The sequence below is a fragment of the Aurantimonas sp. HBX-1 genome, from assembly GCF_021391535.1.
Lineage (GTDB): Bacteria > Pseudomonadota > Alphaproteobacteria > Rhizobiales > Rhizobiaceae > Aurantimonas.
In genome coordinates, this window is sequence record NZ_CP090066.1 from 447501 (window position 1) to 463648 (window position 16148).

Annotated in this window: 8 protein-coding genes, 1 tRNA gene, 2 rRNA genes and 1 riboswitch (1 of these 12 only partly in view); of the genes, 10 read left to right on the forward strand and 1 reads right to left on the reverse strand. The window is 65.3% G+C overall.

Going from position 1 to position 16148, the window contains the following annotated elements:
- The 4 genes from LXB15_RS02085 to LXB15_RS02100 all read left to right on the forward strand — a co-directional run.
- Window positions 1–2404 (forward strand): 23S ribosomal RNA (locus tag LXB15_RS02085) (it extends 407 nt beyond the left edge of the window).
- 192 nt (window positions 2405–2596) lie between these two features.
- Window positions 2597–2711 (forward strand): 5S ribosomal RNA (gene rrf / locus LXB15_RS02090).
- 488 nt (window positions 2712–3199) lie between these two features.
- A complete protein-coding gene (locus LXB15_RS02095) occupies window positions 3200–4867 on the forward strand; it encodes a long-chain-fatty-acid--CoA ligase (RefSeq protein WP_233950639.1) in 1668 nt (555 codons plus the stop codon).
- 206 nt (window positions 4868–5073) lie between these two features.
- A tRNA-Met gene (locus LXB15_RS02100) sits at window positions 5074–5150 on the forward strand.
- A 327-nt stretch (window positions 5151–5477) separates the two neighbouring features.
- On the opposite strand, the gene LXB15_RS02105 is transcribed toward LXB15_RS02100, so the two are convergent.
- Window positions 5478–8180, reverse strand: a complete 2703-nt coding sequence (locus LXB15_RS02105; RefSeq protein ID WP_233950640.1) for a cation-transporting P-type ATPase — start codon at window positions 8178–8180, stop codon at window positions 5478–5480.
- A gap of 302 nt (window positions 8181–8482) precedes the next feature.
- On the opposite strand from LXB15_RS02105, the gene betC reads away from it, so the two are divergent.
- The 6 genes from betC (at window position 8483) to LXB15_RS02135 (ending at window position 16127) form a co-directional block, all read left to right on the forward strand.
- On the forward strand, window positions 8483–9997 hold the full coding sequence (gene betC / locus LXB15_RS02110) for a choline-sulfatase (RefSeq protein WP_233950641.1): 1515 nt from the start codon (window positions 8483–8485) through the stop codon (window positions 9995–9997).
- Between the two features lie 224 nt (window positions 9998–10221).
- Window positions 10222–11526, forward strand: coding sequence for a sn-glycerol-3-phosphate ABC transporter substrate-binding protein UgpB (gene ugpB / locus LXB15_RS02115; protein WP_233950642.1), 1305 nt, complete (start codon window positions 10222–10224; stop codon window positions 11524–11526).
- A gap of 90 nt (window positions 11527–11616) precedes the next feature.
- Window positions 11617–12498 carry a sn-glycerol-3-phosphate ABC transporter permease UgpA gene (ugpA, locus tag LXB15_RS02120; RefSeq protein ID WP_233953027.1) on the forward strand — a complete coding sequence of 294 codons (882 nt, stop codon included), beginning with the start codon at window positions 11617–11619 and terminating at the stop codon, window positions 12496–12498.
- Window positions 12499–12516: 18 nt separating this feature from the next.
- On the forward strand, window positions 12517–13365 hold the full coding sequence (gene ugpE / locus LXB15_RS02125; protein WP_233950643.1) for a sn-glycerol-3-phosphate ABC transporter permease UgpE: 849 nt from the start codon (window positions 12517–12519) through the stop codon (window positions 13363–13365).
- A gap of 2 nt (window positions 13366–13367) precedes the next feature.
- Window positions 13368–14441: a sn-glycerol-3-phosphate import ATP-binding protein UgpC gene (locus tag LXB15_RS02130; RefSeq protein WP_233950644.1), complete on the forward strand. Its 1074-nt coding sequence runs from the start codon at window positions 13368–13370 to the stop codon at window positions 14439–14441.
- A 156-nt stretch (window positions 14442–14597) separates the two neighbouring features.
- Window positions 14598–14686: riboswitch (glycine riboswitch) on the forward strand.
- A 148-nt stretch (window positions 14687–14834) separates the two neighbouring features.
- Window positions 14835–16127 (forward strand): D-amino acid dehydrogenase, encoded by a 1293-nt coding sequence (locus tag LXB15_RS02135; protein WP_233950645.1) that lies wholly within the window; start codon window positions 14835–14837, stop codon window positions 16125–16127.
- Window positions 16128–16148 lie beyond the last annotated feature (21 nt).

Below are 16148 nucleotides of genomic sequence, written 5' to 3' on the forward strand. Positions count from 1 at the left end.
CTCGAGTAAGGCGGGACACGTGAAATCCTGTCTGAAATTGGGGGGACCACCCTCCAAGCCTAAGTACTCGTGCATGACCGATAGTGAACCAGTACCGTGAGGGAAAGGTGAAAAGCACCCCGACAAGGGGAGTGAAATAGAACCTGAAACCGGATGCCTACAAACAGTTGAAGCCCAAGGTTCGTCCTGGGTGACAGCGTACCTTTTGTATAATGGGTCAGCGACTTAGTCTGGCGAGCGAGCTTAAGCCGATAGGTGGAGGCGCAGCGAAAGCGAGTCTGAACAGGGCGTTCAGTTCGTCGGATTAGACCCGAAACCGAGTGATCTAGCCATGAGCAGGCTGAAGGTGCGGTAACACGCACTGAAGGGCCGAACCCATATCTGTTGCAATAGATCGGGATGACTTGTGGCTAGGGGTGAAAGGCCAATCAAACTCGGAAATAGCTGGTTCTCCGCGAAAACTATTTAGGTAGTGCGTCGGATGAATACTCCAGGGGGTAGAGCACTGGATGGGCTAGGGGATCTCACCGATTTACCAAACCTAACCAAACTCCGAATACCTGGAAGTACTATCCGGCAGACACACGGCGGGTGCTAACGTCCGTCGTGGAGAGGGCAACAACCCTGACCACCAGCTAAGGTCCCCAAGTTATGGCTAAGTGGGAAAGGATGTGAAGATTCCAAAACAACCAGGATGTTGGCTTAGAAGCAGCCATCATTTAAAGAAAGCGTAACAGCTCACTGGTCTAAATAAGAGTCTTTGCGCCGAAAATGTAACGGGGCTTAAGCCATACACCGAAGCTGTGGGTTCATCTCTTAGGAGGTGAGCGGTAGCGGAGCGTTCCGTAGGCCTGTGAAGGCGGACCCGTGAGGGCTGCTGGAGGTATCGGAAGTGCGAATGCTGACATGAGTAACGATAAAGGGAGTGAGAGACTCCCTCGCCGAAAGTCCAAGGGTTCCTGCTTAAAGTTAATCTGAGCAGGGTTAGCCGGCCCCTAAGGCGAGGCCGAAAGGCGTAGTCGATGGGAACCACGTTAATAATCGTGGGCCTGGAGGAAGTGACGGATTGCGTGTGTCGTACGGTCTTATTGGATTGATCGTGCGGCGAAGTGGTCCCAGGAAATAGCTCCTCCGTATAGACCGTACCCGAAACCGACACAGGTGGACTGGTAGAGTATACCAAGGCGCTTGAGAGAACTATGCTGAAGGAACTCGGCAAATTGCACGCGTAACTTCGGAAGAAGCGTGACCCTCATTCACGCAAGTGGGTGAGGGTGGCACAGACCAGGGGGTAGCGACTGTTTATCAAAAACACAGGGCTCTGCGAAGTCGCAAGACGACGTATAGGGTCTGACGCCTGCCCGGTGCTGGAAGGTTAAGAGGAGGGGTGCAAGCTCTGAATCGAAGCCCCAGTAAACGGCGGCCGTAACTATAACGGTCCTAAGGTAGCGAAATTCCTTGTCGGGTAAGTTCCGACCTGCACGAATGGCGTAACGACTTCCCCGCTGTCTCCAGCATAGACTCAGTGAAATTGAATTCCCCGTGAAGATGCGGGGTTCCTGCGGTCAGACGGAAAGACCCCGTGCACCTTTACTATAGCTTTACACTGGCATTCGTGTCGGCATGTGTAGGATAGGTGGTAGGCTTGGAAGCATGGGCGCCAGCTCGTGTGGAGCCATCCTTGAAATACCACCCTTACCTATATGGATGTCTAACCGCGGTCCGTTATCCGGATCCGGGACAGTGTATGGTGGGTAGTTTGACTGGGGCGGTCGCCTCCCAAAGAGTAACGGAGGCGCGCGATGGTGGGCTCAGACCGGTCGGAAATCGGTCGTCGAGTGCAATGGCATAAGCCCGCCTGACTGCGAGACAGACACGTCGAGCAGAGACGAAAGTCGGTCATAGTGATCCGGTGGTCCCGCGTGGAAGGGCCATCGCTCAACGGATAAAAGGTACGCCGGGGATAACAGGCTGATGACCCCCAAGAGTCCATATCGACGGGGTTGTTTGGCACCTCGATGTCGACTCATCGCATCCTGGGGCTGGAGCAGGTCCCAAGGGTATGGCTGTTCGCCATTTAAAGCGGTACGTGAGTTGGGTTCAGAACGTCGTGAGACAGTTCGGTCCCTATCTGCCGTGGGTGTAGGAGTATTGACAGGATCTGACCCTAGTACGAGAGGACCGGGTTGGACGTACCTCTGGTGGACCTGTTGTGGCGCCAGCCGCAGTGCAGGGTAGCTATGTACGGCCGGGATAACCGCTGAAGGCATCTAAGCGGGAAACCCACCTGAAAACGAGTACTCCCTATCAGAGCCGTGGTAGACCACCACGTTGATAGGCCGGGTGTGGAAGTGCGGCAACGCATGAAGCTTACCGGTACTAATCGCTCGATCGGCTTGATCGTTCTCATTCGCCAATGTCCACCGGCCCAAAAAGCCGGACCGGACAACGGCCCGTTCCAACGACAACGGCCCGCTCGGCCAAAAGCCGGCGCGCCGTGCCAACCCGCCGCAAGGCGGCAGGCAACGGAACCGGCGCACCAACGCCTCACTCTGAAACCAGCACCAGCTTCTCGATCACCCTTGCCATTTGCCGACCTGGTGGTTCTAGCGGGGCGGCCGCACCCGATCCCATTCCGAACTCGGCCGTGAAACGCCCCAGCGCCTATGATACTTCGTCTCAAGACGCGGGAAAGTCGGTCGCCGCCAGGTCTGCAAATCGCAAGCGTGAAAAACTTCACCAATCAATCCACATACACCATCATCCCCAAACGCCCCCGCCCCCAAGCGGGGGCTTTGTCGCGTCCGGATTCCGCGCGATGGGCCGGGCGCAGGGGCCGGGGGAGGCAAAAGGCCGGACTGCGAAGGCGGAGCCAAAGCGGCGCCATGTCCGCCGCTAGCCAACGCCGGCCTTACGCCGGCCACGACGGAAATGCCGACCCCGCGCGGACCGACGCACCGCGCAGGCCATGCCGAGCTTCTCGTCACGGGGACGGGTATGAGCGCCCCTCGATGGGTCTTCCGGCGGTGAGGGGGCGTTCAACCAACGCGCGGCGGTGGCCGGTTGACCCGACCGCAAGCGCAGCTCGTCAGCCCGGAATTCCAGCGCTGCGTTTTCCGTGATTGACGTAAACGGAAATCATTGTGGTCCCCCGCCCGCTTCGGCTATCCCTAGATCCAAATAAGGGAGGAAGAACCACATGGAAAAACCCTGGCTGCAGCATTATCCGGCAGGCGTGCCGGCGGAACTGCCGGCGTTCCCCTATCGCTCGCTGGCGGAGTTGCTCGACGAAGCCTTTGCCAGGAACCGCGACAAGCCGGCCTTCCATTTCCTCGGGGCGACCAAGAGCTTCGGCGAGATCGACGAGGCGTCGCGGGCCTTTGCCGCCTATCTGCAGTCGCTCGGCCTGAAGAAGGGCGACCGCGTCTCGCTGATGATGCCCAACGTCTTCCAGTATCCGGTGGCAGTGGCGGGGGTCCTCAGGGCCGGCATGGTGGTGGTCAACACCAACCCGCTCTACACGCCGCGGGAACTCGCGCACCAGCTGAAGGATTCCGGCGCCAAGGCGCTGGTGATCCTGGAGAACATGGCGCACACCTTCGAGGCCTGCCGGGCCGAGACGCCGGTCGAGCACGTCGTCGTCGCCTCGATGGGCGACATGCTGCCGACGCTCAAGGGCCACATCGTCAATTTCGTCGTGCGGCGCGTGCGCAAGATGGTGCCGGCCTACAAGCTGCCGGGCGCCGTGAGCTTCAAGCAGGCGATGGCCAAGGGGCGGGCCGGGATCTTCCGCGGCGAGAAGACCGACCGCGGCGACGTCGCGGTGCTGCAATATACCGGCGGCACGACCGGCGTCGCCAAGGGCGCGACGCTCACCCACGGCAACATCATCGCCAACGTGCTGCAGTCGGAACTTTGGAACCAGCCGGCGCTGCGCGACATGAAGCCCGGCGAGCAGCAGCTGACGGTCTGCGCGCTGCCGCTCTACCACATCTTCGGATTCACCGTGAACATGATGCTGTCGATGCGCAACGGCGGCTGCAACATCCTGATTCCCAACCCGCGCGACATCAAGGCGACGCTGAAGGAGCTGAAGAAGCATCGCTTCCACTCCTTCCCGGCGGTCAACACGCTGTTCGGCGCGATCGCCCGGCATCCCGATGCCAAGGACGTCGACTGGTCCGGACTGAAGCTCTCGGTCGGCGGCGGCATGGCGGTGCAGGCGGCGACGGCGGAGCTGTGGCGGAAAACCACCGGCTGCTCGATCTGCGAGGGCTACGGCCTGTCGGAGACCTCGCCTTCGGCCAGCTGCAATCCCACCGACGCGACGGAATTCTCGGGCACGATCGGCATGCCGATACCCTCGACGGAATTCCGGATCATCGACGACGCGGGGCAGGACGTTGCAACGGGCGAGCGCGGCGAGATCGCCATCCGGGGCCCGCAGGTGATGGCCGGCTACTGGAACCGGCCGGAGGAGACCGCCCAGGTGATGACCGCCGACGGGTTCTTCCGCACCGGCGACATCGGCATCATGGACGAGCGCGGCTATTTCCGGGTCGTCGACCGCAAGAAGGACATGATCAACGTCTCCGGCTTCAACGTCTATCCCAACGAGATCGAGGAAGTCGCAACGCGCATGCCGGGCATCGTCGAGGCGGCGGCGATCGCCATCAGGGACGACAATTCCGGCGAGGCGGTGAAGCTGTTCGTGGTCGCCAGCGACAAGGCGATCACCGCCGACGCGGTGAAGGCATTCTGCAAGGACAACCTCACCGGCTACAAGCGGCCGCGGGAGGTGGTGTTCCGCGACGAGCTGCCGAAGAGCGGCGTCGGCAAGGTGCTGCGGCGGGAGCTGCGCGACTGAGACGCCCCCGCAGCGTTGCACCGACCGGGCGCTTCTCAGCCGGAGGGGGTTCTGCTAGCCTTGCGGGGCGCGATGACAGATCGGCTTGCACCTTTGCTGGCCGAGCGAGTGTTTTTGTTCCGGGTTTCCGGCGAAGCCCCTTTTCATTCATCGTGCCGTCGCATATATCCCTCTCACCGGCGGCGCATTGAGTCGCCCGGTCGTGACGCGGGGTGGAGCAGCCCGGTAGCTCGTCAGGCTCATAACCTGAAGGTCACAGGTTCAAATCCTGTCCCCGCAACCAAAATCGCCCGCGAAGCCTTCGGCTTCGCGGGCGTTTTCGTTTGTGGCGGGCCGCGGGAAAGTGGTCGACCGGCGCGCCTCACCGGGCCGTGTTGTCCAGTTCGTGCTTCGGTGCGAGTGCCGTCGTTGTTGCGCCGTCGTACTGCTTTCGGCGGTTTGGCGTGGGGCCTCGGGTCAAGCCCGGGGAGGACGCCGAGAGGGTTGGCGTGCCACCCCGCTGGCGGTTGAATGAGCGCCCGTCCGACCGCTCCGCGAGGGACGGCGACAGAGGCCGCCGTCTCACTCCTTGCGGTTCTGCCGATTCATAAACGGCGCCCGAACCAGCCTTTCAGGCTCTGCCGGCGAGGAGCGCGAGGCGCAGCTGCTTCTCGACCTCGATGAGGGCGAAGAACACGATCCCGATCCCGACGATCAGCACGCCGTCGGCGAGCGGTACCGCGACCGTGCCGAAGGCCCGCTGCATGAAGGGCAGGTAGGTGAAGGCGAACTGCGCGGCGGTGACGCCGAGCACCGTCGCCCAGACCATCCTGGTGCCGCGCACCGCCGCCCAGGTCAGCGAAGTGCCGTAGAGGTTGCGGATGAAGAACAGGTGGAAGATCTCGAGGACGACGATGGTGTTGACCGCCATGGTGCGGGCGAGCGCGTCGGAATGGCCCTGGTCGATCGCATAGGCGTAGATGCCGAAGACCCCGGCGAGGAACAGCAGCGCGACGAGGACGATGTGCCAGGTCAGCGCGCCGGACAGCAGCGACTCGCCGCGCGCCCGCGGCGGGCGGCGCATGGTGTTGTCCTCGGTCGGCTCGAAGGCGAGCGCGATGCCGAGCGTGATGCTGGTGACGAGGTTGATCCACAGGATCTGGATGGCGGTCACCGGCAGCGCCATGCCGAACAGCAGCGCGACGATGATCGTGAGCGCTTCGCCGGCATTGGTCGGCAAGGTCCAGCTGATCACCTTCTTGATGTTGTCGTAGACCGTCCGCCCCTCGCGGACGGCGGCGACGATAGACGCGAAATTGTCGTCGGCGAGCACGAGTTCGGCAGCCTCCTTGGCCGCCTCGCTGCCCTTCAGACCCATGGCGATGCCGGCATCGGCGCGCTTCAGCGCCGGCGCGTCGTTGACGCCGTCGCCGGTCATCGCCACCGTCAGGCCCCGCGACTGCAGCGCCGTCACCAGGCGCAGCTTGTGCTCGGGACTGGTCCTGGCGAAGATGTTGGTCTCGGCCACCGCATGGCCCAGCGCGGCATCGTCCAGCATGTCGAGGTCGGTGCCGGTCAGCACGCTGTCGGGGTTCTCCAGCCCGATCTGCCGGCCGATGGCCGCCGCCGTGCCGGCGTGGTCACCGGTGATCATCTTCACGCGGATGCCCGCCTGGTGGCATTGCGCCACCGCCGCGATGGCTTCCGGCCGCGGCGGATCGATCAGGCCCACCAGTCCGACAAGGACGAGCTGTCCCTCCAGATCGGCATGTCGCAGCGTCCCATGCCCGTCCGCCATCGTGCGGGTGGCGATGGCGAGAACGCGCTGGCCTTTCGCCGCGATGGCTTCGGCCGCGACGTTCCATGCGTGTTCGTCGAGCCTCTCGATGCTGCCGTCCGCGCCGCGCTGCCCGGCGCACATGGCGAGGATCCGCTCGGGGGCGCCCTTGACGCTGACGCGTGCGGCGCCGTCGCCGTTGCGATCGAGCGTCGCCATGTAGCGATGCCGGGCATCGAACGGGATCTCGTCGGCGCGGCGCCATTCGCCGCGGGGCGAGGGGACATCGCCGCCGATCTTGCGCGACAGCGCCAGGAGGGCCCCCTCCATCGGGTCGCCCTGGATCGTCCAGCTTCCGCCGTCACCGTTCAGGACCGCGTCGTTGCAGAGCGCGGCGGCGCGGGCGATCTCGCCCAGGGCTTCATGCTCGCCCGCGTCGATGCCGGTTTCACCACGGCGGATGGCGCCTTCGGGGGCGTAGCACATGCCTGCCACCTCGAACCCGCCGCGGGCGGTGACCACCGAGGCGACCATCATCTCGTTGCGGGTCAGCGTGCCGGTCTTGTCGGTGCAGATCACCGAAACCGCGCCCAGCGTCTCGATCGCCGGCAGGCGCCGGACGATGGCATTGCGGCGTGCCATCGCCTGCACGCCGACCGCGAGGGTGATGGTCAGGACGGCGGGCAGGCCTTCCGGGATCGCGGCGACGGAGAGGCCGACGACGATCATGAACATATCGGCAAAGGGGAAGTGCTCGAGGAAATAGCCGAAGGCGAGGAGGATGGCGGCGATCAGCAGGATCAGCACGGTCAGCCAGCGGGAGAAGCGGTCCATCTGCTGGACGAGCGGCGTCGTCAGGGTCTGGACCGTCGACAGCATGCTGCTGATCCGGCCGATCTCGGTCGCGGCCCCGGTTGCGACGACGATCCCGCGACCGGTGCCGGCGGCGACGAGCGTACCGCTGAACGCCATCGCCGTGCGATCGCCCAGCGAAGCGTCGGCCGGGGCGGCGGCGGTATCCTTTGCCACGGGCACCGACTCGCCGGTGAGGATGGCCTCCTGGACGGACAGGCCCTTCGCCTCGATCAGCCGCAGGTCGGCCGGGACCTTCTCGCCCGCCTCCAGCAGCACGACGTCGCCGACGACGACTTCGGCGCTGTCGATGGTGCGCCGCTCGCCGTCCCGCAACACCGAGGTGTGCGGCGCGAGCATGTCGCGAATGGCCGCCATCGCCTGTTCGGCCCGGCCTTCCTGGACGAAGCCGATGACGGCGTTGGCGACCACCACGACGAGGATGACGGCGGTATCGACGAAATGACCGAGCACGGCGGTGACGATCGCCGAGGCGATCAGGACATAGATCAGGATGTTGTTGAAATGCTGGAGGAAACGGAGCACGGGGCTGCGCTTGTGGGCCGCGGGCAGGCGGTTCGGGCCGTCGCGTTGCAGGCGCCGCGCCGCCTCGTCCTGGCTGAGGCCGGTCACCGCCGTGTCGAAGGCGGCAAGCGTCGCCGTGGCTTCGAGCGCGTGATGCGGGGGCGGGGCAGCGTCGTCCATGCCGTATCCTTCGAGCGTCTCCCGCCATCAGCGACCAGGGCGCCGCGGGTCAGCGGGCATCCGTGCCCGCTGCCCGCCAGCCGTCCCCATCGGGCGATCCGTGCATTTGTCTTTCGCGGTAAGGCCGCACGCGCATTGTCACGGATCAAACCGCAGTCCTGTGACGGCGATCCCCTTTGTCGGATGGTCCAGCCTGAAACGTTCGGTTGTGACGTCCGAGCCCCGCGCGGCGGCAGGCGGGGCATCTGGCTCCGGCGCGCCGTCCGCGCTATCCCTGCCGCAACAGCCACGCAGGGGAATGCATGAACCGACCGAACATCCTGATCATCATGGTCGACCAGCTCAACGGCACGCTGTTTCCGGACGGGCCGGCGGACTTTCTGCACGCGCCGACGCTGAAGGCGCTGGCGGCGCGCTCGGTGCGGTTCCGCAACGCCTATACGCCGAGCCCGCTCTGCGCGCCGGCGAGAGCCGCGGTGATGTCGGGGCAGCTGCCGTCGCGCAACGGCGTCTACGACAATGCCGCGGAGTTCGTGTCGGCGATCCCGACCTATGCCCATCACCTGCGGCGCGCCGGCTACCGGACGTGCCTCTCCGGCAAGATGCACTTCGTCGGGCCCGACCAGCTGCACGGCTTCGAGGAGCGGCTGACCACCGACGTCTATCCCGCCGATTTCGGCTGGACGCCGGACTATCGCAAGCCCGGCGAGCGGATCGACTGGTGGTACCACAATCTGGGTTCCGTCGCGGGCGCCGGGGTCGCCGAGATCACCAACCAGATGGAATATGACGACGAGGTCGCCCATCACGCCGAGCAGAAGCTCTACGATCTGTCGCGCGGCGCGGACGAGCGGCCCTGGGCGCTGACCGTCTCCTTCACCCATCCGCACGATCCCTACGTGGCGCGCCGGCGCTTCTGGGACCTCTACGAGGATTGCGACGAACTGCTGCCGGCGGTGGGGGAGATCCCCTACGCGGAGCAGGACGCGCATTCGCAGCGGCTCTACCGGGCGAACGACTCCACGAACTTCCAGGTCACCGAGAACGAGGTTCGCCGGGCCCGGCGCGGCTACTTCGCCAACATCTCCTATGTCGACGAGAAGATCGGCGCGATCCTCGACGTGCTCGCGCGTACGCGGATGGCGGACAACACCATCGTCGCGTTCCTGTCCGACCATGGCGACATGCTCGGCGAGCGCGGCATGTGGTTCAAGATGAACTTCTTCGAGGGCTCGGCGCGCGTGCCGCTGATGGTCGCGGCGCCCGGGCTGGCGGCTCGCGAGGTCGAGGCGCCGGTCTCGACCATCGATTTGACGTCCACCCTCTGCGATCTCGCCGGCATCGACCTCGGCGCGGTAGCGCCGTGGACAGACGGCCATTCGCTGCTGCCGCTGGCGCGCGGCGAGGCGTCCGCCGCGCCGGTCTACATGGAATATGCCGCGGAAGGCACGGAGGCGCCGCTGGTGTCGATCCGCCGCGGACGCTTCAAGTTCAACCATTGCGAGATCGACCCGCCGCAGCTCTTCGACATCGAGGCCGATCCGCACGAGCTGGTCAACCTGGCCGGCGACCCGGCCCATGTCGAGACGCTGGCGGACTTCCAGACGGAGATGCGGGCGCGCTGGGACATGGCGCGCTTCGACGCCGAGGTCCGCGAAAGCCAAGCGCGGCGCTGGGTGGTCTACGAGGCGCTGCGCAACGGCGCCTATTTCCCGTGGGACTACCAGCCGCTGCAGAAGGCTTCGGAGCGCTACATGCGCAACCACATGGACCTCAACACGCTGGAGGAATCGCAGCGCTTCCCGCGCGGCGAATAGGCAGGCGGTGGCCGCCGATTCGGACACGTCGTCCGGCTGGCCCGCCGCGACAGGCGCATGCCGTGCGCTTGCTGGCTAAAAAGCGGGCGATTGACGGCTTTTTGGGCCGTCATCAAAGCTTCATGATTGTGTCACGGACCGGTTTTGAAGCACTCTTAGGAACGGCGGCTTGGACAAGCTCGGCAACAGGGCCCGAGAGTCGCTTCAACGGTGAGGAAACCAACATGACCCGCAAATTTCTCAGGGCCGCCGTCGCCCTCGGCGCGATGGTCGCCGGCGCCAGCCATGCCTTCGCGGTGACCGAGCTGCAGTGGTGGCATGCGATGTCCGGCGCGAACAACGAAGTCGTCGACACGCTGGCCAAGGAATTCAACGAATCCCAGGACGCCTACAAGATCGAGCCGGTGTTCAAGGGGACCTATCCGGAGACGCTGAACGCCGGCATCGCCGCGTTCCGCGCCAAGCAGCCGCCGGCGATCATCCAGGTCTTCGACGTCGGTACCGGCGTGATGATGGGCGCCGAGGGTGCCGTGATGCCGGTGGCCGAGGTGCTCGAGGCAGGCGGCTACGAATTCGACAAGTCGAACTACCTGCCCGGCATCGTCGCCTATTATTCCAAGCCGGACGGCACCATGCTGTCCTTCCCGTACAACTCGTCCTCGCCGATCCTCTATTACAACAAGGACATCTTCGAGAAGGCCGGGCTCGACGTCGAGAACCCGCCGAAGACCTGGCAGGAGGTCTTCGAGGCCGCCCGCAAGATCAAGGAGTCCGGCGCCGCCGAGTGCGGCTACACCTCCACCTGGCTGACCTGGATCCATCTCGAGAACTTCGCCGCCTGGAACGACGTGCCCTACGGCACGCAGGAGAACGGCCTCGCCGGCACCGACGTCGAGCTCAAGCTCAACGAACCGATCTATGTCGAGCATTTCCAGGCGATCGCCGACCTCGCCAAGGATGGCGTGTTCCGCTACGGCGGCCGCACCTCGGAAGCCAAGCAGCTGTTCCTGTCGGGCGAATGCGGCATCCTGACCGAGTCCTCCGGCGGGCTCGGCGACGTGGTCAAGTCGGGCCTCAACTACGGCATCGGCCAGCTCCCCTATGACGCGAACGCCGAGGGCGCGCCGCAGAACACCATTCCCGGCGGCGCCAGCCTCTGGGTGTTCGGCGGCAAGTCGGACGACGAGGTGAAGGGCATCGCGGAGTTCTTCAACTTCCTGTCGCAGCCGGAAATCCAGGCCCGCCTGCACCAGGTATCGGGCTATCTGCCGGTCACCATGGAAGCCTACGACGAGACCAAGAAGTCCGGCTTCTACGACGAGAACCCGGGCCGCGAGACGCCGATCAGCCAGATGATGGGCAAGGAGCCCACCGCGAACTCCAAGGGCGTGCGCCTGCCGAACCTGCCGCAGATCCGCGACATCCAGAACGAGCAGTTCGAGGCGATGCTGGCCGGCGACATCGACGCCAAGACGGCGCTCGACCGCATCGTCGAGCTCGGCAACGAGGCGATTTCCGAAGCGCAGTAAGACCGACGACGATCGTGCCGGGCGGCGTTCGCCCGGCACTTCCTTTTCTGCCCGCGGCTATCGCCGAGCGGGCCAGCATGAATGTCGCCGCTGGTGAAAGCCGTCTTTCCGAACAAATGGCTGCCCTATCTGCTGCTGGCGCCGCAGGTGGCGATCACGCTGGTGTTCTTCTACTGGCCGGCGAGCCATGCGCTCTACCAGTCGCTGCTGAGCCAGGACCCGTTCGGGCTGCGCACGCGCTTCGTCGGGCTCGACAATTTCCAGGCGGTGCTCTCGGACCCCGCCTATCTCAACGCCATCAAGGTCACCGCGATCTTCTCGATCTCGACGGCGGTGCTTGCCATGACGCTGGCGCTGCTCTTGGCGACGTCGGTCGAGAAGGTGATGCGCGGCAAGGGGTTCTACCGCACGCTGCTGATCTGGCCCTACGCCGTGGCGCCGGCCGTCGCCGGCATGCTGTGGCTGTTCATGTTCAACCCGGCGATGGGCACCTTCGCCTACATGCTGCGGCGCAACGGCTATGACTGGGATCCGCTATTGAACGGCGACCAGGCGATGGTGCTGGTGGTGGTCGCCGCGGCCTGGAAGCAGATCAGCTACAATTTCCTGTTCTTCGTCGCGGCGCTGCAGTCGATCCCGAAATCGCTGATCGAGGCCGCGGCGATCGATGGCGCCGGTTCGACCAAGCGCTTCTGGACCATCGTCTTCCCGCTGATCGCGCCGACCACCTTCTTCCTGCTGGTGGTCAACACCGTCTACGCGTTCTTCGACACGTTCGGCATCATCGACGCGGTCACCGGCGGCGGCCCGGCACGGGCGACCGAGACGCTGGTCTACAAGGTCTATATCGACGGTTTCGTGAACCTCGATCTCGGCAGTTCGGCGGCCCAGTCGGTGATCCTGATGGCGATCGTCATCGCCCTGACGGCGGTGCAGTTCCGCTACGTGGAGAAGAAGGTGCACTATGGCTGATGCCCTGACGAGGCGCGCTTGATCGAGCGCGGCGGCATCGGCCGCCCCATCGCGCATCTGGTGCTGATCCTCGGCGTCCTGATCGTGGCGTTCCCGATCTACTACACCTTCATCGCCTCGACGCAGACACTGCAGACCATCCTGCGGCCGCCGCTGCCGCTGGTGCCGGGCGGCGAGTTCGTCGACAACTACAGCCAGGCGCTGTTCGGCGGCGTCGGCCGGATCGGCGGCGTCGGGGTGGGAACGCTGCTGTTCAACACGACGGTGATGGCGCTCGGCATCGCCATCGGCAAGATCGTCATCTCGATCCTGTCGGCCTTCGCCATCGTGTTCTTCCGCTTCCCGTTCCGCATGGCGTTCTTCTGGCTGATCTTCATCACGCTGATGCTGCCGGTCGAGGTCCGCATCCTGCCGACCTACAAGGTGATGGTCGATCTCGGTATGATCGACACCTATGCCGGGCTGATCCTGCCGCTGATCGCCTCGGCGACCGCGACGCTGCTGTTCCGGCAGTTCTTCATGACGATCCCGCCGGAACTGGTGGAAGCCGCGCGGATCGACGCCGCCGGGCCGATGCGGTTCTTTCGGGACATCCTCATCCCGCTGTCGAAGACCAACATCGCGGCGCTGTTCGTCATCCTCTTCATCTACGGCTGGACGCAGTATCTGTGGCCGCTGCTGGTGACCAACGACAACCAGATGAACACCATCGTCATCGCGCTGAAGAAGATGGTGTCGTTCGCCGACGCCGACACGCCGTGGCCCCAGGTGATGGTCACGGCGATCCTCGCCATCGCGCCGCCGGTCCTGGTGGTCGTCCTGATGCAGCGATGGTTCGTGCGCGGCCTCGTCGAAGCGGAGAAGTAGCCTTGGCTCGCATCGAACTTACCGACGTCCGCAAGGTCTATCCCGGCGGGGTCGAAGCGGTGAAGGGCGTCTCGCTCGACATCGAGGACGGCGAGTTCGTCGTGCTGGTCGGGCCATCGGGCTGCGGCAAGTCGACCCTGCTGCGCATGGTCGCCGGGCTGGAATCGATCACCTCGGGCACGGTCCGGATCGGCGAGCGCGTCGTCAACGAGCTGGAGCCGGCCGAGCGCGACATCGCCATGGTGTTCCAGAACTACGCGCTCTACCCGCACATGAGCGTGCGGCAGAACCTCGAATACGGGCTGAAGAACCGCAAGATGGCGAAGCCGGAGATCGCCCGCCGGGTCGACGAGGCGGCGGGGATCCTGGAGATCGCGGCGCTGCTCGACCGCAAGCCGGGGCAGCTGTCCGGCGGCCAGCGCCAGCGCGTCGCAATGGGTAGAGCCATCGTGCGCGAGCCGGCGGCCTTCCTTTTCGACGAGCCGCTGTCCAATCTCGACGCCAAGCTGCGGGTGCAGATGCGCGCCGAGATCAGGCGGCTGCAGCGGCGGCTGGCGACGACCAGCCTCTACGTCACCCACGACCAGCTCGAGGCGATGACGCTGGCCGACCAGCTGGTGGTGATGAATGGCGGGCGGATCGAGCAGGCGGGCAAACCGATGGATCTCTATGAGCGGCCGGCGAGCCTGTTCGTGGCGACCTTCATCGGCTCGCCGGCGATGAACCTCGTGCCGCTGGATGCGGCCGGCGGCGCGGGCGGGGGGCTCGCGGGGCTCGATGGATTGCCGAGCGGCGTGTCCGAGGGGATCGTGCTTGGAATCCGCCCGGAGCACATGAGGCTGGTCGAGGCCGATGCCCGCGAGCCGGGCGAGTTCGCCGCCGACCTCACGGTCACCGGCGTCGAGGTGGTGGGCGCCGAGAGCTATGTCTTCGGCGCGCTGGCGGGGACAGGTCCGGAGATCGCCGTGCGGGTGCCCGGATACAGCCATCTGGAGCCGGGGACCGAAGTCAGGGCCGCCGGGCGTCTCGATGCGGTGCACCGGTTCGACAAGGCGAGCGGCCGCCGGCTCGACTGAGACGACGAAGCCAGTCGCTGCTGACCTGCAGACGACGGGGCAGGGCCGGCCCTGTCGATGACGCAAGTTTGCTCTCGTCAATCTGCATGGGTGCAATGCCAACGGCATCTGTGCCGCGTCTTGCGGCAGTGCACATAAGCGCCTACAACCAAGGCACAGACGCATGCGGGAGAGACCGGCCGAGAGGCCGGCGCCGAAGGAGCAACCGCCCCGGAAACTCTCAGGCAAAAGGACCGCTGCGTCGGCGCGAATTCCGAAGAGCGACGTTCCCTGTGGAATGTCCGCCGAAGGAGAAAGCGGTGCGTGGAATTCTCCCCGTCCCGTGAAACTCTCAGGCTCATGACGGGAGGGGCATGAACGACATTCCCGCTGCGGCGGGATGAGAGGATCGTCATGACTTCCATCGCCGTCATCGGCGCCGGCATCACCGGCATTACCACCGCCTATCAGCTTCTCCTGCGCGGCTTCGACGTGACGGTCTTCGACCGCAACGCCTATGCCGGCATGGAAACCTCCTTCGCCAATGGCGGCCAGCTTTCGGCCTCCAATGCCGAGGTCTGGAACCAGCCGAGCACCTTCCTGAAGGGGCTCAAATGGATGCTGCGCAAGGATGCGCCGCTGCTCGTCCATCCGGCCCCCTCCTGGCACAAGATCAGCTGGATGCTGGAATTCGTGCTGGCGGCGCGCAGCTACGAGGCGAACACCATCGCGACGACGCGGCTTGCGATCGAGGCCCGCCGGCATCTCCTGGAAATGGCCGACAACGAGGGCTTCGACTTCGACCTCGAGAAGCGCGGCATCCTGCATGTCTACGAGACGCATGGCGAGTTCGAGCACGCGGCGAAGGTCAACCTCCTGCTGGCGAAGGGCGGGCTGGCGCGCCGGTCGGTGACGCCGTCAGAGATCGCCGCCATCGAGCCGGCCATCAAGGGCAATTTCATCGGCGGGTTCTTCACCGAGTCCGACTTCACCGGCGACATCCACAAATTCACCCGCCGCCTCGCCGAGGCTTGCGCCCGCAAGGGTGCAAGCCTGAAGTTCAACGCCGCCGTGCGCTCGCTTGCGACGCGCAAGTCCGGCGGCGTCGACGTGGTCTGGCAGGACGGGTCCGCAACGGCCGGGGAGCCGCGCCGCGATCATTTTGACGGCATCGTCGTCTGTGCCGGCGTCGGCAGCCGCCGCTTCGCCGCCCAGCTCGGCGACCGGGTGAACATCTATCCCGTCAAGGGCTACTCGGTGACGGTCGAGCTCGCCGACGCGGCGAGCCGCGAGGCCGCGCCCTGGGTCAGCCTGCTCGACGAGCACGCCAAGATCGTCACCAGCCGCCTCGGCGCCAACCGGCTGCGCATCGCCGGCACGGCGGAGTTCGCCGGCGAGGATCGCGACATCCGCGCCTCGCGCATCCGCCCTCTGGTCGAATGGAGCCGCACCCGCTTCCCGGGCGTGTCGACCGATGCCGTCGTGCCCTGGGCGGGGCTGCGGCCGATGATGCCGGACATGCTGCCGCGCGTGGCCGCCGGCAAGCGGCCGGGCGTCTTCTACAACACCGGCCACGGCCATCTCGGCTGGACGCTGGCGGCGGCGACGGCCGACATCATCGCCGACCAGGTTGCCGGCACCTTTGCCGGCGCCCGGGCGGCCGGCCATGCGCCGGCAAACGCCTCCCTCTCTGCCAAGGCGGCCTGATCGCCTGCACGCCGTCCCGGC

Bases quoted from the DNA above. Each gene is read 5' to 3' on its own strand.
- LXB15_RS02095 (WP_233950639.1), top strand. From the start codon at position 3,200: ATGGAAAAACCCTGGCTGCAGCATTATCCGGCAGGCGTGCCGGCGGAA.
- LXB15_RS02105 (WP_233950640.1), bottom strand. From the start codon at position 8,180: ATGGACGACGCTGCCCCGCCCCCGCATCACGCGCTCGAAGCCACGGCG.
- betC (WP_233950641.1), top strand. From the start codon at position 8,483: ATGAACCGACCGAACATCCTGATCATCATGGTCGACCAGCTCAACGGC.
- ugpB (WP_233950642.1), top strand. From the start codon at position 10,222: ATGACCCGCAAATTTCTCAGGGCCGCCGTCGCCCTCGGCGCGATGGTC.
- LXB15_RS02135 (WP_233950645.1), top strand. From the start codon at position 14,835: ATGACTTCCATCGCCGTCATCGGCGCCGGCATCACCGGCATTACCACC.